This is a genomic window from Rahnella sp. BIGb0603 (genome assembly GCF_024808755.1).
Taxonomy (GTDB): Bacteria; Pseudomonadota; Gammaproteobacteria; order Enterobacterales; family Enterobacteriaceae; genus Rahnella; species Rahnella contaminans.
In genome coordinates this window covers 168,919-190,949 of record NZ_JANUEX010000007.1, presented here as the reverse complement: position 1 = coordinate 190,949, position 22,031 = coordinate 168,919, and the positions used below count along the sequence as shown (strand labels likewise).

Sequence of the window (22,031 nt, the reverse complement as noted above, 5' to 3'; positions counted from 1 at the left end):
TGAATCGCCTGTTGAGAAAGCACTCATTTATCTGGCCAGCGCTGTTTATCCTGCTGGCCGCCGCGGCCATGATTGGGCTGGCGATATCGCGTCTTCCGGCACCGGCCAGCGCGCTGCAAATCCGCCCGGCACGTTCTGGCGTGGCACTGCCCGATGGTTTTTATGTTTACCAGAGCCTGACCGAGCGCGGCATTCATATCAAAAGTATTACTCCGCTGGAAGATGGTCTGGTCGTTCAGCTCGATTCTGCTGCACAGCGCAAAATGGCACAGGACGTGTTGCAAACCATTTTGCCCGCAGGCTTTGTGATTCAATATTGCGAACCGCCACATACCAAAGCCTGGCTGACCAAGCTGGACCGTGATCGTTTAAAGGTTGGGTAACTGACAGCGGATTTGTCTGATATCACAACCCATTTGTCAGTGATATGCTTTAAAGGCTAGTTATTCAAAAAATCTCTACTCACGGAAATAAGTGCCACAATCACTTAACCATCAAAAGGAAGCCCGACGATGAAAATCACTTTATCTGCACTCGTTTTAGCCCCGGCAATGTTATTCACCACCGCAAGCTTTGCTGCGCCTCAGCCAGAAAGCTGCGTGACGAAACAGCACGAAATTCAGAAACAGATCGACGAAGCCCGCCTGCACAAAAACGAGAACCGCGTCGACGGTTTGGAAAAGGCACTGCGTGAGAATAAAGCGCACTGCACAGATGCTGGGCTTAAAGCTGAAAACCAGAAACGTGTCGAAGAAAAACGTGAGAAAGTCCGCGAACGTGAGCAGGAACTGAAAGAAGCTCAGGCGAATGGCAATCACGAAAAAATCGCCAAAAAGCAGCAAAAACTGGAAGAAGCACAGTCTGAACTTAAACAGGCTCAGGGTCTGTAATCCCCTCTCTTAAAGCGCCCGGCCGGCGCTTTAATGCGGGATCTTGCTTTTTAAAACAGACAATTCGCATTTGCGATCACCTGAATATCCGCTATGTTAAAAGTTCGAATCAGTTAACGTATGGAGTGACTTACACATGGCTAGTAATACATCAGAACAACTGCGCGCTGAATTAAAGTCATTGGCAGATACGCTGGAAGAAGTTCTTCAGACCTCTACCGATAAGCCGAAAGCTGAACTCGATAAGTTACGCAGCAAAGCGGAATCCCTGCTGAAAGATACCCGCGAACGTCTGAGCGATACGGGCGATAAGATTGCCACTCAGACCAAAGAAATCGCTGGCAAAGCCGATGATTACGTACATGAAAAACCGTGGACAGGCGTCGGTATTGGTGCCGCTGTCGGTGTTGTGATTGGCGTTCTGTTAGCCCGTCGCTAATTATGTCTGAACCGATAAAACCGGCACCACAGGGACCGGGTAAAGGGCTTTTTGACATCGTTTCACGCATCGCCACCGTGGTGGTGGGCATGGTTGAAACGCGTGTCAGGCTGGTTGTTGTTGAGCTGGAAGAGGAAAAGGCCAATATTTTCCAATTGCTGCTCATGGCTGGCATTACCCTGATTTTTACCGCCTTTGGTCTTATGAGTTTGCTGGTCCTCCTTTTCTGGGCAATTGACCCGGCGTATCGCCTGATTGCGATCGGCACGGCGACCGGTGTTCTGCTGTTCCTTGCTGTGGTTTTAGGCGCGATGACGCTGGCAAAAGCCAAACGTTCAACGCTTTTGAGCCTCACCCGCAAACAGCTGGATATCGATCGGGCTTTGCTGGAAAAGGATGACAATCTATGAGTATCCCAAACCGCGCTATCGAAAAAGTCAGACTTCTGCGCCAGATTGAGCGCCAGCGCGCCGAGCTATCTGAGGCGGGTTCTGACTGGCTGGATGCCACAGCGAAAATTGATCGCGGCTGGGTGAAAATCGTGGATATGCGTAAGTATCTGGTCGTGGGTTCCAGCCTGATTGCCGTCTACGGCATCCGCCATCCCAGCAGCATTGTGCGCTGGTCAAGGCGGGCATTTGGTATCTGGGGCACCGTCCGGCTTTTCCGCAAGACTTTCGCCAGCAAATAAGCTTAGCGACATTCACATCAAAGGGTCGGATGACTATTCATCCGACCCTTTTCTTTTTGAATAACAATCCTTCCGCCGTTCAATTTATTTGAATCATTCCAACAGTTTTACTTGCTAACAAAGCGTAATCGTTAGACTTATTATCTCGTCATCAACTGATGCGGTAACGGCGAGAAACATTTTCTGACCGGACCGGTAACACTTTAAGCTCAATTTGAGCACACTACGTTTTGGAGAAGAAAATGACTAAGTTACAAGACACAGCTTTACTGGTAGCCCGTATCCTGATGCCAATTCTGTTCATCGTTGCCGGTTGGGGAAAAATTAACGGTTACACCGCAACCGCGGGTTACATGACTTCCATGGGCGTTCCAAGCTTCTTCCTGCCACTGACTATTTTGTTAGAATTTGGCGGCGGTCTGGCAATCCTGTTCGGCTTCTTCACCCGCACTACTGCGCTGATCACAGCCATCTTCACCATCCTGACGGCGCTGATCTTCCATACTGATTTTGCACAGGGCGTGAACCAGATGATGTTCATGAAAAACCTGTCCATCGCTGGCGGTTTCTTCGTTCTGTTTGCTTCAGGCCCGGGCGCATTCAGCATCGACCGTCTGATCAAGAAAAACTGGTAATCACTGCTCCGGCACCAGGGCGCTGTAACCCAGGCTATAATTCAATAAGACAATAAAAAAGCACCTGCAGGGCGATGTGATTAATCACCTCGCCCTTTTTAATTCTGAAAGGTCACTGACAGTAAGGAAAATATCATGGGACAACTGGTCGAAGGCAAATGGCAGGACACCTGGTATGACACAAAATCTACCGGCGGTCATTTCAAACGTTCTGCGGCGCAGTTCCGTAACTGGATCACACCCGATGGTGCACCGGGCGAGCACGGCGTCGGCGGTTTTACCGCTGAGCGCGACCGCTATCATCTTTATGTTTCACTGGCCTGTCCGTGGGCACACCGGACACTGCTGATGCGCGCCCTGAAAGGGCTCGAAGACATTATCCCTGTTTCCGTCGTACACCCGCTGATGCTGGAACACGGCTGGACGTTCGGAACCGATTTCCCGGCCGCTACCGGCGATGATTTATATCATCTGAATTATGCGTATGAAATCTATCTGCGTGCGCAGAATGATTACACAGGCCGCGTGACTGTACCGATCCTGTGGGACAAAAAGCAGCAGACGATTGTCAGCAACGAATCGGCAGATATCATCCGCATGTTTAACAGCGCATTTGATGCCGTGGGCGCAAAAGCCGGGGATTATTATCCGCCGTCGTTACGCCCGTCGATTGATGAGATTAATGAGTGGGTCTATCCGCAAATCAACAACGGCGTGTATAAAGCCGGTTTTGCGACCTCTCAGGACGCGTACGACGAAGCGGTGAATGGCGTGTTTGATGCGCTGGAACGCGCTGAGGAATTACTGGGTAAACACCGCTATCTGACAGGCAACAAGCTCACCGAAGCCGATCTCCGTCTGTGGACCACGCTGGTTCGCTTTGATCCGGTCTACGTCACGCATTTCAAATGCGACCGTCACCGCATCAGCGATTATCCGAATCTGTATGGATTCCTGCGCGATATCTATCAGATGCCCGGCATCCGTGACACGGTGGATTTTGCTCATATCCGTAATCACTATTACCGCAGCCACGCGACCATCAATCCGTACGGCATTATTTCGACCGGACCGGCACAGGATTTAGAGTCTGAGCACGGCCGCGACAAACGCTTTTAATCTTGTCTTTTCCCTTCCCCCTTCATAAAGGGGAAGGGCATTTTACTTCGCTTCCCGCGTTGCCAGTAACTTTGGAATTTCACGCAGGAACCAGGCTTTTGCCTCGCCCATGCTGTCGCGACGCCACGCCATAATGATGTCGGTTTCACGGTTATATTCCGCACTGACCACCCGCAGACGCCCTTCCTCGATGTCTTTCTCGACCATCGGATAAGGCATCGTCGCTACGCCTAATCCGGCCAGCAACGCCTTACGTTTTTCTTCAATCGTACTGACCGTCAGCCGCTGTTGTTTATCCAGCAACTGAACGGTGAGCACGGGGCGTTCACGGGCAGTATCGGCGACAGCAATCCCGCGGTATTTCACCCGGCTGACGTCCGATAACGGTTCGGCTTCCTGATGGATAGGGTGATCCGGCGCCGCCACATAGACACTGACCAGTTTGTACAGCTTGCGGCTGTTAATTTCGGTGGAAGAGCGGAAATGCATATCGGGTGCGATGACGATATCCGCACGCCCCTGCTCCAGACGCTCCCACGCACCGGCCAGCACTTCCGTTATCAGAGAAACCTGCGTATTGGCTTTCAGCGCCAGCTTTTCAATCAGCGGGAACAACTGCGCGGCAGGCGATAACGCTTCGCAAACGATGGTGATGTGCGTTTCCCAGCCGCGCGCCAGCGCTTCGGCATCGACGGTCAGTTTGTCGGCGGCTTCGAGCAGGACACGGCCACGCTCAAGCAACATCCGGCCCACATTGGTGAATTTTGTCCGATGACCTGAACGGTCAAACAGCACCACGTCCAGCTCTTCTTCCAGCTTTTGCATGGTATAGCTCAACGCAGACGGGACGCGGCCCAGCTCATCAGCGGCGGCGGCAAAACTTCCTCTGCGGTCAATGGCATCCATGACCCGTAATGCTTCCAGTGTGAGTGCGCGATCCTTAGCCATTCTTTTCTCTGTCAGGAAATTTGAATATAGCGACCAGATTAACTGGCTAACAATCACACGTCCAGACGCTTACCATTTATACATCGAAATTTTTAAGAGAGGCGACCGCCATGATCACCAGCAGAACGGCAAAAGAGTGCGGCACCGCTGACTTTGGTTGGCTGCAGGCACGTTACACTTTCTCCTTTGGACATTACTTTGATCCGAAGCTGATGGGCTATGCGTCGCTGCGCGTCCTGAATCAGGAAGTGCTGGCGCCGGGTGCCAGCTTCCAGCCACGGACTTATCCGCGGGTTGATGTGCTGAATCTGGTTTTACAGGGCTCGGCGGAATACCGCGACAGCGAAGGTAACAGCGTGCGGGTCGAAGCCGGTGAAGCGGCGCTGCTTTCCACGCAGGCAAACGTCAGTTACAGCGAACTGAATACCCGCGCGAACCAGCCGCTGACGCGCATGCAGTTATGGCTGGACGCCTGCCCCGAACATGAAAATCCGTTAACCCAGAAAATGACGCTGCCGGATGCGAAACATTTCCTGCTGGCATCACCGGACGGCAAAAACGGCAGCCTGCAATTGCGGCAAAATGTCTGGATACATCATCTGGATTTAAAACCGGGTGAACAGATTTCCCTGCCAATTCGTGGCCCGCGGGCGTATCTGCAATCGATTCACGGACAAGTTGATGCGCTGGGTGCGGTCAGCCACGAATCGCAAAAACTGGCCTGCGGAGACGGGGCGTTTATTCATCAGGAAAACAGCCTGACTGTTTCTGCCAGCACGCAGTTACGCGCTTTGCTGATCGACATGCCGGTTTAACATTCGCGGATAACGGATTTTGCGGATAGCAGAAAGGCGAAAGCCCGCGCAGTAACCTGCGCGGGCTTTCTTTTGACGAGGGAGTTGACCGTTAAGCCGGGTTCTGTCGTGGACAGTCATTCGTCTAGGCCAGCAATCGCTCACTGGCTCAAGCAGCCTACCCGGGTTCAGTACGGGCCGTACCATGTGAACCCCTATTTGGCCTTGCTCCGGGTGGAGTTTACCTTGCCACGAACTGTTGCCAGCCGCGCGGTGCGCTCTTACCGCACCCTTTCACCCTTACCTGATCCCACTTACATGGGCCATCGGCGGTTTGCTCTCTGTTGCACTTGTCGTAAGCTCGCGCTTCCCAGGCGTTACCTGGCACCCTGCCCTATGGAGCCCGGACTTTCCTCCCCTCCACCTGTCTCCCCCGAAAGGGACGGCAGTGAAGCGGCGACTGTCTGGTCAACTCCGCGGCGGATAATAGGGTATTACGCCCTATTTGTCACCCTCTTGCTCATCAAGCGCGTATTTATACAACGCGTTCTTCTTCACACCGTGGATTTCTGCGGCCAGCGCGGCGGCCTTTTTCAACGGTAACTCTTTTTGCAGCAGCGCCAGCGTACGCAGGGCCTCAGCGGGCAACGCCTCCACATCGACTTTATGGCCTTCCACAATCAGCACCATTTCGCCGCGACGGCGGGTTTCCACTTCCTGCACCCATGCCAGCAGTTCGCCAACCGGCGCGCCGTGAATGTTTTCCCAGGTTTTGGTCAGTTCACGCGCCAGCACCACATAACGCTGCGGCCCCCAGACTTCGACCATATCCTGCAAACTGTCGATCAGACGATGCGTGGATTCATAGAAGATCAGCGTGCGCGGTTCTTCGATCAGCGCCAGCAAAGTGTCTTTACGGGATTTGGTTTTGGCAGGCAGAAACCCCTCGTAACAGAAACGGTCGGAGGGCAAACCGGCGGCGCACAACGCGGTAATGGCAGCACATGCCCCCGGCAAAGGCACGACACGGATGCCCGCTTCACGACAGCGGCGCACGAGGTGATAACCCGGATCGTTAATCAGCGGCGTACCGGCATCAGAAACCAGCGCGATAGTCTGGCCTTCCTGCAATTTCGCCAGCAAATGCTCGGCTTTTTGCTGTTCGTTGTGGTCATGCAGCGGGAACATTTTGGCGCTGATCGCGAAGTGTTGCAGCAGCAATCCGGTATGGCGGGTGTCTTCTGCGGCAATCAAATCTACACTGTTGAGTACGGCCAGCGCGCGTTGGGTAATATCCCCTAAATTGCCAATTGGCGTCGGTACGATATACAGCGTTGAGGCAGAAATATCTGCTTGATCGTCTTGATTCATTGTTTCATCCGGATTGCCGATTTAATATTGAGCATCTTGAAAAAACATCACTGGAAACTGAATGCCTTCCTCAATGACTTTTCGTACCCGTTCGGGACGTTTACTCCCTGCCATCATCGTGGCTATGCTTCTCGCCAGCTGTTCCGGCCAGGCGCCGCAGGCACCGACTGAAAGTGTCCAGGGTGCAGCGTCCGGCAGCTCTGATTATTATCTGCAGCAGGCACAACAAAGCGGTGATGATAACAAGGCTGACTGGCAATTGCTTGCAGTCCGTGCCCTGATACGTGAAGGCAAAGTGCCTCAGGCCGCCGAACAACTCGCCAAAGTGCCGCAAAATCTGACCGCAGCACAAACACTTGAACAGCAGCTGACCAGTGCAGAAGTTCAGGTGGCCCAGAAGAATTACCCGGCAGCGGCAACCACTCTGAGCCAGGTCGACCCGGCCAAACTGAACAATGACCAGAAAGCACGTTATTACCAGGCGCAAATCGATGCCAGCCAGGGCCGTACCAGCCTTGGCCTGATCCGTGCTTACATCGCGCAGGAACCGCTGTTGCAGGGCCAGCTTCATCAGACGAACATTGATGAAACCTGGACCGCGCTGACACAAATGTCTGCGCAGGACGTTAACAGCATCGTGATTAACGCGGATGAAAATACCCTGCAAGGCTGGCTGGATTTGCTGAGTGTCTGGCAGAGCAACAAGCAAGATCCTGATTTACTGAAAGCCGGTATCAAAGACTGGCAGCGCCGTTATCCGGTCAATCCGGCGGCCAAAACCCTGCCGACACAGCTGAATAATGTGCTGACTTTCCAGCCTGCGTCTACCGGTAAAATTGCGCTGTTCCTGCCAATGAGCGGGCCTGCACAGGTTTACGGCAATGCTATTCAGCAGGGCTTCAATGCGGCGATGAACGGCCAGGTCAGTCAGGCCGCGCCACAACCGGCAACGCCAGCCGATCCTAACGCACAAGCGCAGACAACGCCGGTTGATCCGAATGCTGCGGTCAGCACATCCGCCCCGGATACCACTGCGCAGCCACAAACCGCAACAGCCCAGCCTGCGCCAACGCCTGACGTTGCGCCGGTTGCCAGCAGCAATGCGCAGGTAAAAGTTTATGACACCAACGGTCAGCCTCTGGCAGCGTTACTGACGCAGGCACAACAGGACGGCGCCACACTGGTGGTCGGGCCGTTGCTGAAAGATCAGGTGAATGAGCTGGGTAACGCCCAGACGCCTCTGAATGTTTTAGCGCTCAATCAGCCAGAAACTGAGAAAAACAGTCCGAATATCTGTTACTTTGCGCTCTCGCCGGAAGACGAAGCACAGGATGCCGCCCGCCATATGTGGGCAGAACAGAAACGTTCGCCGTTGTTACTGGTTCCACGCGGTGCCTTCGGTGACCGTATTGCGCAGGCATTTGCCAATGAATGGCAGAAACTGGGCGGGCAAACTGTCCTGAAACAAGGGCTGGGCTCTGCCGGTGAATTACGTTCATCTATTGGCAGCGGCATCCGCCTGACCGGTACGCCGGTTACCGCAAGCGACAGTGCAGTTCCGGCGCAAGCGCAGGGTGTCACGATTGGCGGTATTACCATTCCGGCTCCGCCAACCGATGCGCAGATTACGCAAGGCAGCACCGGCGGTGCGGTGGATTCCGTTTACGTCGTAGCGACTCAGAGCGAACTCACGCTGATTAAACCGATGCTGGATCTGGCGGTTAGTGGCCGCTCTCATCCATCCGTCTACGCAAGTTCACGCAGCTATCAGGCGGGAGCGGGCCCGGACTATCGTCTGGAAATGGAAGGCGTAGAATTTAGCGACATTCCATTACTGGCGGGTTCTAACCCTGCGCTGATGCAGCAGGCCGCGGCGAAATTCGGCAACGATTACTCGCTGGTTCGTCTGTACGCCATGGGGATTGATGCCTGGAGTCTGGCAAATCACTTCTCACAAATGCGGACGCTGCCTGGCTTCCAGGTCTCCGGCAGTACCGGTGATTTAAGTGCCAATGAAAACTGCGTGATTCATCGCAAACTGCCATGGCTGCAATACCGTCAGGGCTCGCTGGTTCCGGTTTCTTCATAAGAAACGCAGTTAACTTGCGCAGAGAAACCGGAATTCTCCGCACGAAATAAGTACAAGGACGTACTGATGATAAATTTTTTGTCAAAAACGCGGTCGTGCGGAGCCGAATATGAAGCTTACGCGCGACGCTATCTTGAAAGAGCCGGATTAACCTTTGTGGCGGCCAATGTGGCCTGTCGTGCAGGTGAAATTGACCTGATCATGCGTGACCAACAAACCTGGGTGTTTGTTGAAGTTCGCTACCGGCGCAATGCAAATTTTGGCGGCGCTGCGGCCAGCGTAACGCGTCAAAAACAACAGCGCTTGTTACGCGCGGCATCTTTCTGGCTTGCAAGCCACAACGCAAGCTTTGACACATCACCTTGCCGTTTTGATGTTTTAGCCATCACCGGCAGCCAGTTAGAATGGCTGCCCGATGCATTCAATGCGGAATAAATATTACGACGACTGACTGGACGAAAACCCGTGCTGGATAGAATCAAAGTCTGCTTTACCGAAAGTATCCAAACCCAGATTGCAGCGGCTGAAGCCTTGCCTGACGCGATTTCCCGTGCTGCGATGACGCTGGTGCAATCGCTGCTCAACGGCAACAAAATCCTGTGTTGCGGTAACGGCACCTCTGCGGCAAATGCGCAGCATTTTTCCGCTAGTCTGATTAATCGTTTTGAAACTGAACGTCCGAGCCTTCCTGCAATCTCACTTTGTGCAGACAATATTGTTCTGACAGCGATTGCTAATGACCGGCTGCATGAAGAAATCTATGCCAAACAGGTGCGTGCTTTAGGTCAGGCTGGCGATGTTTTGCTGGCGATTTCTACCCGCGGCAACAGCCGTGATATTGTCAAAGCCGTTGAAGCAGCGGTCACCCGCGATATGACGATTGTCGCATTGACGGGTTATGACGGCGGCGAACTGGCGGGTTTACTGGGGCCTCATGATGTTGAGATCCGGATCCCCTCCCATCGCAGCGCCCGCATTCAGGAAATGCATATGCTCACAGTAAACTGCCTCTGTGACCTGATAGATAATACGCTGTTCCCACACCAGGACGATTAAGGAGATCCAATGAAGGCGAGCCCTCTCTTAGCTGTATTGTTAAGCGCCCTTCTGTTACAAGGCTGTGTTGCGGCTGCGGTTGTTGGTGCAGCCGGTGTCGCAACTAAAACCACCACTGACCCGCGCACTGTGGGCACTCAGGTTGATGACAGCACGCTGGAAGCCCGTGTTTCCAACGCGATAAGCAAAGATAAACAACTGAAAGATGAAGCCCGCATTGTCGCCACCGCGTATCAGGGTAAAGTCCTGTTAACCGGTCAGGCGCCGTCCGCTGATATGGCCTCCCGTGCGAAACAAATTGCGATGGGCGTAGAAGGCGCAACGGAAGTGTATAACGAGATCCGCACCGGCAAACCAGTCAGCATGGGCACCGCCTCTGTGGATACGTGGATCACCACGAAAGTTCGCTCTCAGTTGCTGACCAGCGATTCCGTTAAATCTTCCAACGTCAAAGTGACGACCGAGAATGGAGAAGTGTTCCTGCTCGGCCTGGTCACGCAGGAAGAAGGTAAATCCGCGGCGGGGATTGCTGCCGGTGTCAGTGGCGTGAAACACGTGACGACAGCGTTTACTTACGTTAAATAATTCAGTCGGTTAACGCAAAAAGGACAGCTCAGGCTGTCCTTTTTTACGCCCTGAAACCGCATGAATTAATGCAGTTTATGCTCTTGCAGGAAAGATTCCCCACCGAGCTGGCTCATTTGCCTCAGGATCCACTGCTGACGACGCAGCACGTAGGCCGACGGTGCGTTGACTTTAAACAGGTGAGGATTCGGCAATACGGCGGCCAGCAATGCGGCCTGCGAAGCCGTCAGGCGGCTGGCGGGTTTATGGAAGAAATGCTGTGAGGCCTGCTCGACGCCAAACACACCGTCGCCAAACTCAACAATGTTCAGGTAAACCGTCAGGATCCGGCGTTTCGTCCAGACCGTTTCAATCCCCACGGTCAGACCCGCTTCCAGCCCTTTTCTCACCCAACTGCGGCCATCCCACAGAAAGAGATTTTTAGCCGTCTGCTGGGAAAGCGTAGATGCTCCGCGCATTTTTCCGCCGTCTTTATCCAGAACTGACTGGATGGCATCCACATCAAAGCCCCAATGCTCGGGGAATTTTTGATCTTCCGCAGCCATTACCGCCAGCGCCATTGGCGCAGAAATTTCGCTCATAGGCACCCAGTCGGAATGCGCCACATACCCGAAATCACCGGTGAGCCAGGCGGAAACCTGACGTTCGACCATCACGGCAGAAAAAGGAACGGGTAAAAAAGCAAAAAGTACGATGCCCGCAACCCATAAGCCAAACAACAGTATTACGGCACGTTTCAGCCATAATACCGGTTTTCCCCAAATGCCCTTTCCAGCAAATTTCTTCATTCTGCGGTTTCCACAACACATCTGACCATCTAATCAATCCCAACGGAGACCCGATAATGCGGGCTAGCGAAATGCTCCACAATCCTGCTAACAATTGTGCGAAAAAGCATAACTCATCCTTAAAAACTCCATTTCAAAATTGCGTTTTGATCACTGGCATCAAGGGGTTCCATCATAGTCGTCGGCATTTCCAGTTTTTCATTCATCGGGTATTTAAAGACAGCATGTAAATTACTTGTGAATAAACTCAATAAATAAACATTAACAATGCTAATAAATGAAAATACCAAAAGTGAACGAATTTTCACCATTTTCCGGTTTACCGTGGCGCTGACTAAGTCAAATCGCACAGTAAAAATGGCAGAAAACTGCCTGCAGACTGGCGACTTAACCCGATAAAAACCTGATCATCCTAAGTGAAATTTTTTCACTCATCACAATTTTTAAAAATGGGTCGAAATCAAAATACTGAAGACAACGCAATAATCGCATAAATGATGAATAACAAGTACTTGTCAGTGAATCCAGCCATTGCAACGCCGATTTTCAGGTTAAATTAACGGCGAAACAAGCAGCAAAATGGCATGACATTGTTCACTTCCATAAGCAAAATTGCATGACACCGGTACAACATCAACAGGCTTCATTTGTATTCTGTCAAAAATCCTGCGATAAAGACTTGATGTTTTGTATAGACAAAGACTAATCTACATCACAGTTTTTAATGAATGTTGTAACAGTCCTGCTTATATTTGTTATGTTGATTGCTACAGGATGTATTAGACTTTAAGACTGAATTCCAAGACCTGCGAAAACCGAACCCTTATAACTATCGTGGGTTACCTCTTTCCCTGGTGTTGGCGCAGTATTCGCGCACCCCGGCTTCGGCTGGGGTTATTTTTTTTCAGCGTTTGCCGTCCAGTCACGTAACACCTGTATGTCATGACGCCATTCTGCTTTCAGCTCATCAATCCATTCCTGAACGTTATCCCACCACGCAGGCAACGTCGGCGTCTGAATTTGTTGCGCCAGTTGTTGCAGGTGCTTAAGCCCTACGGAACCCGCCGCTCCTTTGATTTTGTGGCCTTCTTCCGCAATCCCTTTTTGGTCGCGCGCGGTCATGTTGGAATCCAGCACCGCGAGATAGCCCGGCATCATCTTTTCGAACATATCTGCGCTCTGATAAATCAGTTTCGGCCCGACCAAATCGATGTACTGTTCAAGCATGGCGGTATCAAGCAACGTTTCGCTGTTTTTCATTTCGACAGGTTCCTTTTCCATTACTGAAACTTCAGGCTGGTGATCCCAGAACTGCTGGATCATGCCGGTTAGCGCAGAGACAGACAGCGGCTTACTCAGCACATCGTCCATTCCGGCATCGAGATACTCTTTCTTATCTTTGAGAACGTTGGCGGTCAGCGCAATCAGCGGCGGCAGATGCTTGCCTGCATAATCGGTACGCAGTTTGCGGGCGATATCCAGCCCGGTCATGTCCGGCAGCTGGATATCGAGCAGGACGAGGTCAAATTCGTCCGGATCGAACATCTCCAGCGCGTCGTGACCGTTCATCGCCACTTCCACGCTGTTCCCGAGTTTCTCCAGCACCGAACGCGCCACAATCACGTTCAGCTCGATATCTTCCACCAGCAGCACGTGCAGCGCGGGCAGCGGCATATCCTCTTCTTCATCCACTTCGGCGACCGGCGCATCGAGCGTTGGCGCGCGTACTGTCAGCGTGAAGCAGGAACCCTTGCCCGGTTCGCTGCTGACGGTGATATCGCCGCCCATGGTTTGCGCCAGACGTTTTGAAACGGCCAGCCCGATACCGGTTCCTGTCGCCGGTTTGCCGCCGTTCTGATCTTTCACCTGATAGTACATGGCGAAAATTTTGTCCTGCTCGTCCTGCGGGATGCCCATGCCGGAATCGCGGACAACGAAACGCAGCATATCGTTGGCTTCGTAATGGACGCTCAGCACAATCTCCCCTTCGCGGGTGAATTTGACGGCGTTACCAATCAGGTTCCACAGGATCTGGCGTAAACGCGTGCCGTCCGTCGTAATACTGCGCGGCAGCGGTAAATCCGGATCCATGACGAATTTCAGACCTTTCGGTTGTGCCAGAAGGCCGGAGAGGTTTTCGAGATCGGACAGGAACTCGGTGAAATCCACCGGCTGATTGTCGAGCTGCACTTTGCGGCGCTCGATTTTGTCCATTTCGATAATGTCGTTGAAGATATTCCCGAGCGTGATTGCGCTGACGTGAATAGTTTTCAGATAACTGTGCTGTTCTTTGTCGAGTTCGGTGTCCAGCAGAATGCGGCTCAACCCGACGATGCCGTTAAGCGGCGTACGCAGCTCGTGGCTGATCGTAGAGATGAAAGTGGTCTTTTCCCTGCTGGCGTTCTCTAACGCGTCCTGATAACGCTTACGCTCGGTTATATCGCGGCCAAAGCCCATCAGCCCATGCCGCTTGCCAATGCGATCGTAGAACGGCACTTTACGCAGCTCGAAGCAGGCTTTACGCCCGTCCGGATAGACCAGCCATTGTTCGTAAGTCAGGGAAACGTTGTGGCGGAAGACTTTCTCATCGGTTTCCACCACTTTTTCGGCAATGTCCGGGGTATACACATCATTCGGCGTGAGGCCAATCAGCTGTTTTTCGCTTTTGCCGGTCAGCAATTCCATCGCACGGTTACAGCCCGAAAATTCCTTATCTTCATTGCGGTAGTAAACCAGGTCCGGGGAAGCATCGAGGAATGAGCGTAACAGCGCCGATTGCTGGCTCAGTTCGATTTGCGCCTGTTCGCGGTGATGCATTTCAAGCTTCAGCTTGTCCACCACTGCCAGACGCGCCTCTTCGGCTTTCACGCGGTCGGCGATTTCCTGATTCAGCTGCGTAATGTTGTCCTTAAGCTGCTGGTTCAGTTCGAGATCGCGGTGGCGCATTTCTTCGAGCTTATCCACCAGACGCGCTAAACGCTGGCGTGATTCCTCAAGCTGCTCAACGACCACCGACAGGAAATACACCGCCCAGGGCGTAATCAGCAAACCAAAGAAGATGGAGCGAACGACGTCGATACTTTCAACCTGCCCGCGCAGGAGCATGGTCACCGCCATCTGGACAATCATCGCCAGCACCACCAGCGCAGACGCCAGCAGCAGAGAGAATCTCACCAGCCCCAGCTTGACCATCAGATCGACATAATACTGCGCTAAAACCCGGATTTGCTTCATAACGGTTCCCTTAAAACGAAGTCGCCTGAATCATACCGCAAAACCTCGCCGTGGTGAGTCTGCAGGCAAGATTGAGCGTGAAGTTTGTGAGATGCACCTTGCGGGGGCCTGCCATGGTGCAATGCAGGAAATAAGGGCAGAGTTATTGACTAATTTACGCCGTGATATTATTAATATCGGCCGGCTTAATTTCGTCACAGGCTTTGCCAACTGCCGCGCAGCAAACATCTTTTCCTTATTCTCTCCGAATTCATTCTCAGTCGGCGCACTCCGCGCAGGCATAACTATTCATTATTACTGCAAATAAAATCATTCACGCCAGTATAAATAATTCTTATTACGAAGAGCCGATTAGTACATTATTACTGTCAGGTTAAAAACAGTGACAAACCGCATGCCCGCAGTGTTTTCCAGTATAAAATACTGGGAATTACGGACCTGCCAGCACGGTTCGGAGATATGAAGCTTTTCCCATAGTGAGTCAGCTCACACTTTGCACGCATTACCCCACCGACATTACGCCATTAAAAACACCATAAATCATATATATTTCAAATAATTAAATGTCTTTATATCACTTTTAATATAAGTTAATTCGCCATTTGACCTCCTTGTGCTTTCTCGCTAAGTTGGGAGTCCGCTGGAAGCAATCTCGACGGGTGAGCAACTCGTCATATTTATGCAGTAATTGAAGACTCCCTCATTAAAACAAGTCAACCACCACTTGTGAGAACCATCACGAGAGGCCTTTGACGGAGATGCCCGGGCAATTAACGCACCGCAAGAGTGCGCGAAATTGCGGGTCCGCTCTGTGAATAAGTCCGCTCGCGGTTGGTGTGAGAGTCTCGCAGAGCCTGGGGAGGTTCACGTTATGTTGTACGATAAATCCCAAGAGAGGGACAACTGTGGTTTCGGCCTGATCGCCCATATAGAAGGCGAACCTAGCCATAAGGTCGTGCGTACCGCGATCCACGCACTGGCCCGTATGCAACACCGTGGCGCGATCCTTGCTGACGGCAAGACCGGCGACGGTTGCGGCCTGCATTTACAAAAACCTGACCGCTTCTTCCGCATGATTGCCGAAGAGCGCGGCTGGCGCCTGGCGAAAAACTATGCCGTCGGCATGCTGTTCCTCAGCAAAGATGAAAAAGAAGCTGAGGCGAGCCGTCGCATTGTTGAAGAAGAGTTGCAAAACGAGACGCTGTCCGTGGTGGGCTGGCGTGACGTTCCGACTAACCCGGACGTACTCGGTGAAATCGCGCTTTCCTCCCTGCCCCGCATCGAACAAATTTTTGTTAACGCGCCCGCCGGCTGGCGTCCGCGTGACATGGAACGCCGTCTGTATATGGCGCGCCGCCGTATTGAGAAACGCATTCAGGATAAAGACTTCTATGTGTGCAGTTTCTCCAACGTGGTCACGATCTACAAAGGCCTGTGTATGCCTGCGGATCTGCCACGCTTCTACTTAGATCTGGCCGACCTGCGCCTGGAATCAGCAATTTGCCTGTTCCACCAGCGTTTCTCGACCAACACCGTACCGCGCTGGCAACTAGCTCAGCCTTTCCGCTATCTTGCGCACAACGGCGAAATCAACACCATCACCGGTAACCGCCAGTGGGCCCGCGCCCGTGCGTATAAATTCAAAACGCCGCTGATCCCCGATCTGCAAGATGCCTCACCGTTCGTGAATGAAACCGGCTCGGACTCCAGCTCGCTCGATAACATGCTGGAACTGTTCCTGGCAGGCGGTATGGATTTGCTGCGCGCCATGCGTTTACTGGTTCCGCCAGCCTGGCAGCAAAACCCGGATATGGACGACGACCTGCGTGCGTTCTTCGACTTCAACTCCATGCACATGGAGCCGTGGGACGGTCCGGCCGGTATCGTGATGTCCGATGGCCGTTATGCCGCCTGTAACCTCGACCGTAACGGTCTGCGTCCGGCGCGTTATGTCATCACCAAAGATAAGCTGATCACCTGTGCCTCTGAGGTGGGGATCTGGGATTACCAGCCGGATGAAGTGGTCGAAAAAGGCCGCGTCGGACCAGGCGAGCTGATGGTGATCGACACCCGCAGCGGCAAGATTCACCACTCAGCTGAAACCGATAACGACCTGAAAGGCCGCCACCCTTATAAGCAATGGATGGAGAAAAACGTTCAGCGCCTGGTGCCGTTCGAAGACCTGCCGGAAGATCAGGTCGGCAGCCGCGAGCTCGATGACAGTACGCTGGAAACCTTCCAGAAACAGTTTGGCTACAGCAGCGAAGAACTCGATCAGATCATCCGCGTGTTGGGTGAGAACGGTCAGGAAGCCGTCGGTTCAATGGGCGACGACACGCCATTTGCCGTGCTCTCCAGCCGTCCGCGCATCGTGTATGACTACTTCCGCCAGCAGTTTGCGCAGGTGACCAACCCGCCAATCGACCCGCTGCGTGAAGCGCACGTGATGTCTCTGGCGACCAGCATTGGCCGCGAGATGAACGTATTTTGCGAAGCAGAAGGTCAGGCGCACCGTCTGAGCTTCAAATCGCCAATCCTGCTGTGGTCTGATTTCAAACAGCTCACCACGCTCGACAGCAAACACTATCGCGCGGAAACGTTGGATCTGACTTACGATCCGACCGAGCAGAATATGGAGCAATTCGTTCAGAAACTCTGTGACGAAGGCGAACAGAAAGTGCGTAACGGCGCGGTTCTGCTGGTGCTGTCTGACCGCAACATCGCACCAAACCGCTTACCGCTGCCTGCGCCAATGGCCGTCGGCGCGTTGCAGTTGCGTCTGGTGGAAAAAAGCCTGCGCTGCGACGCCAACATCATTGTTGAAACCGCCAGCGCACGCGACCCGCACCACTTTGCTGTGCTGATCGGCTTCGGTGCGACGGCGGTTTATCCATATCTGGCCTACGAAACGCTGGCCAAGCTGGTGGATTCGCAGGTCATCGAGAAAAAATACCGTGAAGTGATGCTGAACTACCGTAACGGCATCAACAAAGGTCTGTACAAAATCATGTCCAAAATGGGCATTTCCACCGTCGCCTCTTACCGTTGTTCGAAACTGTTTGAAGCCGTCGGCCTGGCGAAAGATTTGTGCAACACCTGCTTCAACGGCGTGGTCAGCCGTATCGGCGGTGCCGGTTACAGCGACTTTGAACAGGATCTGCTGAACCTGTCCAAACGCGCCTGGCTGAAACGCAAAACATTGGATCAGGGCGGTCTGCTGAAATTTGTCCACGGCGGCGAATATCACGCATACAACCCTGACGTCGTCACCACGCTGCAAACCGCAGTGAACAGCGGCGATTACGACGACTATAAAGTCTATGCAAAACTGGTGAACGAACGTCCGGTAGCAACCTTGCGCGACTTACTGAAAGTCACGCCGAAAGGCCAGCCGATTCCGGTTGATCAGGTAGAACCGGCCGAAGGTCTGTTTACCCGCTTCGATACCGCGGCAATGTCTATCGGTGCGTTAAGCCCTGAAGCGCATGAGTCTCTGGCCGAAGCGATGAACAGCATCGGCGGACGTTCTAACTCCGGCGAAGGCGGCGAAGATCCTGCGCGTTACGGCACCAATAAAGTGTCACGCATCAAGCAGGTCGCGTCAGGTCGTTTCGGTGTTACGCCAGCGTATCTGGTCAATGCAGACGTTATTCAGATCAAAGTGGCGCAGGGTGCAAAACCAGGCGAAGGCGGCCAGTTGCCGGGTGATAAAGTGACGCCGTACATCGCGAAGCTGCGTTATTCCGTGCCGGGCGTGACCCTGATTTCTCCACCGCCGCACCACGATATTTATTCCATCGAAGATCTGGCACAGCTGATCTTCGACCTGAAACAGGTCAACCCGAAAGCAATGATTTCGGTAAAACTGGTTTCAGAACCGGGCGTGGGCACCATCGCGGTCGGCGTGGCAAAAGCATATGCAGACCTGATCACCATCGCAGGTTACGACGGCGGCACCGGCGCAAGCCCGCTGTCTTCGGTCAAATACGCGGGCTGTCCGTGGGAACTGGGTCTGGTGGAAACACAACAGGCGTTAGTGGCTAACGGCCTGCGTCACAAGATTCGTTTACAAGTGGATGGCGGCCTGAAAACCGGTCTGGACATCATCAAAGCGGCAATCCTTGGCGCTGAAAGCTTCGGTTTCGGTACCGGCCCGATGGTGGCGCTGGGTTGTAAATACCTACGTATTTGCCACCTGAATAACTGCGCAACGGGTGTGGCAACTCAGGATGACAAACTGCGTCGTAACCATTATCACGGCCTGCCAGAGCGTGTGACGAACTACTTCAGGTTCATCACGCAGGAAACCCGTGAAATCATGGCCGAACTGGGTGTCAGCCAGTTGGTGGATCTGATTGGTCGTACCGATCTGCTCACCGAACTCGATGGCTTCACAGCAAAACAAAACAATCTGGATCTGTCCGCGATGCTGGCAACAGCGACGCCGCACGAAGGCAAAGCGGTGTACTGCACCGAAGGCAACCCGGCGTTCGACAAAGGCCAGCTGAACAAAGACATTCTGGAACAGGCTGCGCCACATATCGATTCTAAGCAGAGCAAAGCGTTCTACTTCGATATCCGCAACACTGACCGTTCAGTTGGTGCCACATTGTCCGGTGCGATTGCTGAAAAGCATGGCGATCAGGGTATGGCGGCAGATCCGGTGCGTATTAACTTCAACGGCACCGCAGGTCAGAGCTTCGGCGTCTGGAACGCGGGCGGCGTCGATTTAATGCTGACCGGCGACGCGAACGACTACGTGGGCAAAGGCATGGCCGGTGGCCGTATTGCTATTCGTCCACCAATCGGTTCAGCGTTCCGCAGCCATGAAGCCAGCATCATCGGTAACACCTGCCTTTACGGCGCAACCGGCGGCAAGATGTTCGCGGCTGGCCGTGCAGGCGAGCGTTTCGCCGTGCGCAACTCCGGTGCTATCACCGTAGTCGAAGGCATTGGCGATAACGGTTGTGAATATATGACCGGCGGCATTGTATGTGTGCTGGGCCGTACCGGCGTCAACTTCGGGGCTGGCATGACCGGTGGCTTCGCTTACGTTCTTGATGAAGACGGCGAATTCCGCAAACGCGTTAACCCGGAACTGGTTGAAGTCCTGGAAGTGGCCGATCTGGCTATCCATGAAGAGCATCTGCGCGGTTTGATCATCGAACACGTACAGTTGACCGCATCGACCCGTGGTGAAGAGATTTTGGCGAACTGGCCGGAATGGGCGCCTAAATTTGCCCTGGTAAAACCGAAGTCCAGTGATGTCAAAGCATTGTTGGGTCACCGTAGTCGTTCCGCAGCTGAGCTGCGGGTACAAGCGCAGTAAGAGGTTAAGATGAGTCAAAACGTTTATCAATTTGTCGACTTACAGCGTGTTGATCCGCCGAAAAAAGCGCTGAAGATCCGTAAAATTGAGTTTGTGGAAATTTACGAGCCGTTCTCAGCAACTCAGGCCGCATCGCAGGCAGACCGCTGCCTGTCTTGTGGTAACCCTTACTGTGAATGGAAATGTCCGGTACATAACTACATTCCGAACTGGCTGAAGCTGGCAAACGAAGGTCGCATCATGGAAGCCGCCGACCTCGCGCACCAGACCAACAGCCTGCCGGAAGTTTGCGGGCGTGTCTGCCCGCAGGACCGACTGTGCGAAGGTTCCTGCACCCTGAATGATGAATTCGGTGCGGTGACCATTGGTAACATCGAGCGCTACATCAACGATAAAGCGATCGAAATGGGCTGGCGTCCGGATATGTCTCACGTGCAGCCAACCGGCAAACGTGTGGCGATTATCGGTGCAGGTCCGGCAGGTCTGGCCTGTGCTGATGTGCTGACCCGTAACGGCGTGAAAGCGGTGGTTTACGATCGTCATCCGGAAATCGGCGGTTTGCTGACATTCGGTATTCCAGCCTTCAAGCTGGAAAAATCAGTGATGACCAAGCGTCGTGAAATCTTCACCGAGATGGGTATTGAGTTCCAGCTCAATACGGAAGTCGGCAAGGACATCACGATGGAAGCTTTGCTGGCAGAATATGATTCTGTCTTCCTCGGCGTTGGGACTTATCAGTCCATGCGCGGTGGCCTGCAGAATGAAGATGCACCGGGTGTTTACGACGCCCTGCCTTTCCTCATCGCTAACACCAAACAGCTGATGGGCTACGACGACAGTCAGGAAGAGCCTTACATCACGATGGATAAGAAACGCGTCGTGGTGCTGGGCGGTGGTGACACCGCGATGGACTGTGTGCGTACTTCAATCCGTCAGGGCGCAACGCACGTCACTTGTGCGTACCGTCGTGATGAAGAGAACATGCCGGGTTCACGTCGCGAAGTGAAGAATGCGCGCGAAGAAGGCGTTGATTTCAAATTCAACCTGCAACCGCTGAGCATTGAACTGAACGATTCTGGCCGTGTGTGTGGTGTGCGGATGGCTCGTACTGAACTCGGTGCGCCAGATGCTGCTGGCCGCCGCCGTGCGGAAATCGTGGCCGGTTCAGAGCATGTGATGGAAGCCGATGCCGTGGTGATGGCGTTTGGTTTCCGCCCTCACAAAATGGAATGGCTGGCGTCGCACGACGTAGAACTCGATTCATCCGGACGCATTGTGGCTCCGGAAGGTAGCGACAACGCTTTCCAGACCAGCAACCCGAAAATCTTCGCCGGTGGTGATGCCGTTCGCGGTTCTGATCTGGTGGTAACGGCGATTGCTGAAGGCCGCAAGGCCGCAGAAGGCATCATGAACTACCTCGAAGTGTAATTTCATTTTGCCCTTCACGAAGGCCGCGAAAGCGGCCTTTTTTATGGGATACGGTGATACCCATCGCCGAATTCAGGCAATAAAAAACCCCGCGTAACAACGCAGGGTTTTGGCTGGACGACATCAGAAGCGCGGTGTTATTTCACAACGCGTAGTGCCGGGCGACCACCGCGTGGCGGAGCCGGCGGCTCATCATCCGGATCTTCTTCAGCCACATCTGGCAAATCGCCGTCAATGACTGACATGGTCGGCTCTGTCGGCTCTTCCACACTCAGATCGCCAGCAAAGGCGCCTTCGGCTTCATAAGCAGGTTCAGGCTCGAACATGGTACCGGCTCCGTTCTCACGGGCATAAATTGCCAGAACGGCGGCGATCGGTACAAAAACGTTACGCGGTACGCCACCAAAACGTGCATTGAAGCGTACATCGTCGTTGCCCAGTTCGAGATTGCCGACAGCGCGCGGCGCAACGTTCAGAACAATTTGTCCGTCACGCGCAAACTCCATCGGCACCATCACGCCAGGCATCGTCACGTCAACCACCAGATGCGGGGTTAACTGGTTGTCGAGCAACCAGTCATAAAAAGCCCGCAACAGATAAGGGCGACGCGGAGACATGTCGGTCATCTCCATACC

General features: G+C 53.4%; 19 protein-coding genes and 1 other RNA gene. 14 read left to right on the top strand and 6 right to left on the bottom strand.

Going from position 1 to position 22,031, the window contains the following annotated elements:
- Positions 1 to 11: 11 nt before the first annotated feature.
- The 7 genes from mzrA to M2403_RS18985 all read left to right on the top strand — a co-directional run bounded on the left by mzrA (position 12) and on the right by M2403_RS18985 (position 3,774).
- On the top strand, positions 12 to 383 hold the full coding sequence (gene mzrA / locus M2403_RS19015) for an EnvZ/OmpR regulon moderator MzrA (RefSeq protein WP_371819843.1): 372 nt from the start codon (positions 12 to 14) through the stop codon (positions 381 to 383).
- A gap of 129 nt (positions 384 to 512) precedes the next feature.
- Positions 513 to 890 (top strand): DUF1090 domain-containing protein, encoded by a 378-nt coding sequence (locus M2403_RS19010; RefSeq protein WP_152327307.1) that lies wholly within the window; start codon positions 513 to 515, stop codon positions 888 to 890.
- A 136-nt stretch (positions 891 to 1,026) separates the two neighbouring features.
- Positions 1,027 to 1,329, top strand: a complete 303-nt coding sequence (locus M2403_RS19005; protein ID WP_259230506.1) for a YqjD family protein — start codon at positions 1,027 to 1,029, stop codon at positions 1,327 to 1,329.
- Positions 1,330 to 1,331: 2 nt separating this feature from the next.
- On the top strand, positions 1,332 to 1,739 hold the full coding sequence (locus tag M2403_RS19000) for a phage holin family protein (RefSeq protein ID WP_152327309.1): 408 nt from the start codon (positions 1,332 to 1,334) through the stop codon (positions 1,737 to 1,739).
- The gene (locus M2403_RS18995; RefSeq protein ID WP_152327310.1) at positions 1,736 to 2,020 is read left to right on the top strand and encodes a YqjK-like family protein; all 285 of its coding nucleotides are present in this window, start codon (positions 1,736 to 1,738) and stop codon (positions 2,018 to 2,020) included. Before M2403_RS19000 ends, M2403_RS18995 begins: the two co-directional genes overlap by 4 nt.
- A 242-nt stretch (positions 2,021 to 2,262) precedes the next feature.
- Complete coding sequence (locus M2403_RS18990) at positions 2,263 to 2,655, top strand: DoxX family protein (protein ID WP_101074992.1); 393 nt, start codon at positions 2,263 to 2,265, stop codon at positions 2,653 to 2,655.
- A gap of 135 nt (positions 2,656 to 2,790) precedes the next feature.
- Positions 2,791 to 3,774: a glutathione S-transferase family protein gene (locus M2403_RS18985; RefSeq protein WP_259230504.1), complete on the top strand. Its 984-nt coding sequence runs from the start codon at positions 2,791 to 2,793 to the stop codon at positions 3,772 to 3,774.
- Positions 3,775 to 3,816: 42 nt separating this feature from the next.
- On the opposite strand, the gene M2403_RS18980 is transcribed toward M2403_RS18985, so the two are convergent.
- Positions 3,817 to 4,722 carry a LysR family transcriptional regulator gene (locus tag M2403_RS18980; protein WP_152327312.1) on the bottom strand — a complete coding sequence of 302 codons (906 nt, stop codon included), beginning with the start codon at positions 4,720 to 4,722 and terminating at the stop codon, positions 3,817 to 3,819.
- 110 nt (positions 4,723 to 4,832) lie between these two features.
- Here M2403_RS18980 and M2403_RS18975 point away from each other — a divergent pair, with 110 nt between their 5' ends.
- On the top strand, positions 4,833 to 5,537 hold the full coding sequence (locus M2403_RS18975; RefSeq protein ID WP_259230500.1) for a pirin family protein: 705 nt from the start codon (positions 4,833 to 4,835) through the stop codon (positions 5,535 to 5,537).
- Positions 5,538 to 5,613: 76 nt separating this feature from the next.
- Here the strand turns inward: M2403_RS18975 and rnpB are convergent.
- Both rnpB and rsmI read right to left on the bottom strand, forming a co-directional pair.
- Positions 5,614 to 5,992: RNase P RNA component class A (gene rnpB / locus M2403_RS18970), an RNA gene on the bottom strand.
- A 25-nt stretch (positions 5,993 to 6,017) separates the two neighbouring features.
- Entirely contained in the window at positions 6,018 to 6,887 is an 870-nt protein-coding gene (gene rsmI / locus M2403_RS18965) for a 16S rRNA (cytidine(1402)-2'-O)-methyltransferase (RefSeq protein WP_152327315.1), read from the bottom strand.
- A gap of 61 nt (positions 6,888 to 6,948) precedes the next feature.
- Between rsmI and M2403_RS18960 the strand changes: the two genes are divergently transcribed.
- From M2403_RS18960 to dolP, 4 genes are all read left to right on the top strand, one after another.
- The gene (locus M2403_RS18960) at positions 6,949 to 8,976 is read left to right on the top strand and encodes a penicillin-binding protein activator (protein WP_259230499.1); all 2,028 of its coding nucleotides are present in this window, start codon (positions 6,949 to 6,951) and stop codon (positions 8,974 to 8,976) included.
- Positions 8,977 to 9,042: 66 nt separating this feature from the next.
- Positions 9,043 to 9,411: a YraN family protein gene (locus M2403_RS18955; protein ID WP_152327317.1), complete on the top strand. Its 369-nt coding sequence runs from the start codon at positions 9,043 to 9,045 to the stop codon at positions 9,409 to 9,411.
- Between the two features lie 30 nt (positions 9,412 to 9,441).
- Positions 9,442 to 10,032, top strand: coding sequence for a DnaA initiator-associating protein DiaA (diaA, locus tag M2403_RS18950; RefSeq protein WP_013577230.1), 591 nt, complete (start codon positions 9,442 to 9,444; stop codon positions 10,030 to 10,032).
- A 9-nt stretch (positions 10,033 to 10,041) separates the two neighbouring features.
- Positions 10,042 to 10,617 carry a division/outer membrane stress-associated lipid-binding lipoprotein gene (gene dolP / locus M2403_RS18945; protein WP_152327318.1) on the top strand — a complete coding sequence of 192 codons (576 nt, stop codon included), beginning with the start codon at positions 10,042 to 10,044 and terminating at the stop codon, positions 10,615 to 10,617.
- A 65-nt stretch (positions 10,618 to 10,682) separates the two neighbouring features.
- Here dolP and mtgA read toward each other — a convergent pair whose 3' ends face one another.
- Entirely contained in the window at positions 10,683 to 11,405 is a 723-nt protein-coding gene (gene mtgA, locus M2403_RS18940) for a monofunctional biosynthetic peptidoglycan transglycosylase (RefSeq protein ID WP_152327319.1), read from the bottom strand.
- A gap of 894 nt (positions 11,406 to 12,299) precedes the next feature.
- Complete coding sequence (gene arcB, locus M2403_RS18935; RefSeq protein WP_152327320.1) at positions 12,300 to 14,639, bottom strand: aerobic respiration two-component sensor histidine kinase ArcB; 2,340 nt, start codon at positions 14,637 to 14,639, stop codon at positions 12,300 to 12,302.
- A gap of 871 nt (positions 14,640 to 15,510) precedes the next feature.
- Here arcB and gltB point away from each other — a divergent pair.
- Both gltB and M2403_RS18925 read left to right on the top strand, forming a co-directional pair.
- A complete protein-coding gene (gene gltB / locus M2403_RS18930; RefSeq protein WP_152327321.1) occupies positions 15,511 to 19,968 on the top strand; it encodes a glutamate synthase large subunit in 4,458 nt (1,485 codons plus the stop codon).
- A 9-nt stretch (positions 19,969 to 19,977) separates the two neighbouring features.
- Positions 19,978 to 21,396 carry a glutamate synthase small subunit gene (locus M2403_RS18925; protein ID WP_152327322.1) on the top strand — a complete coding sequence of 473 codons (1,419 nt, stop codon included), beginning with the start codon at positions 19,978 to 19,980 and terminating at the stop codon, positions 21,394 to 21,396.
- A gap of 137 nt (positions 21,397 to 21,533) precedes the next feature.
- On the opposite strand, the gene sspB is transcribed toward M2403_RS18925, so the two are convergent.
- Positions 21,534 to 22,028, bottom strand: coding sequence for a ClpXP protease specificity-enhancing factor (sspB, locus tag M2403_RS18920; protein ID WP_152327323.1), 495 nt, complete (start codon positions 22,026 to 22,028; stop codon positions 21,534 to 21,536).
- Between the last annotated feature and the right edge of the window lie 3 nt (positions 22,029 to 22,031).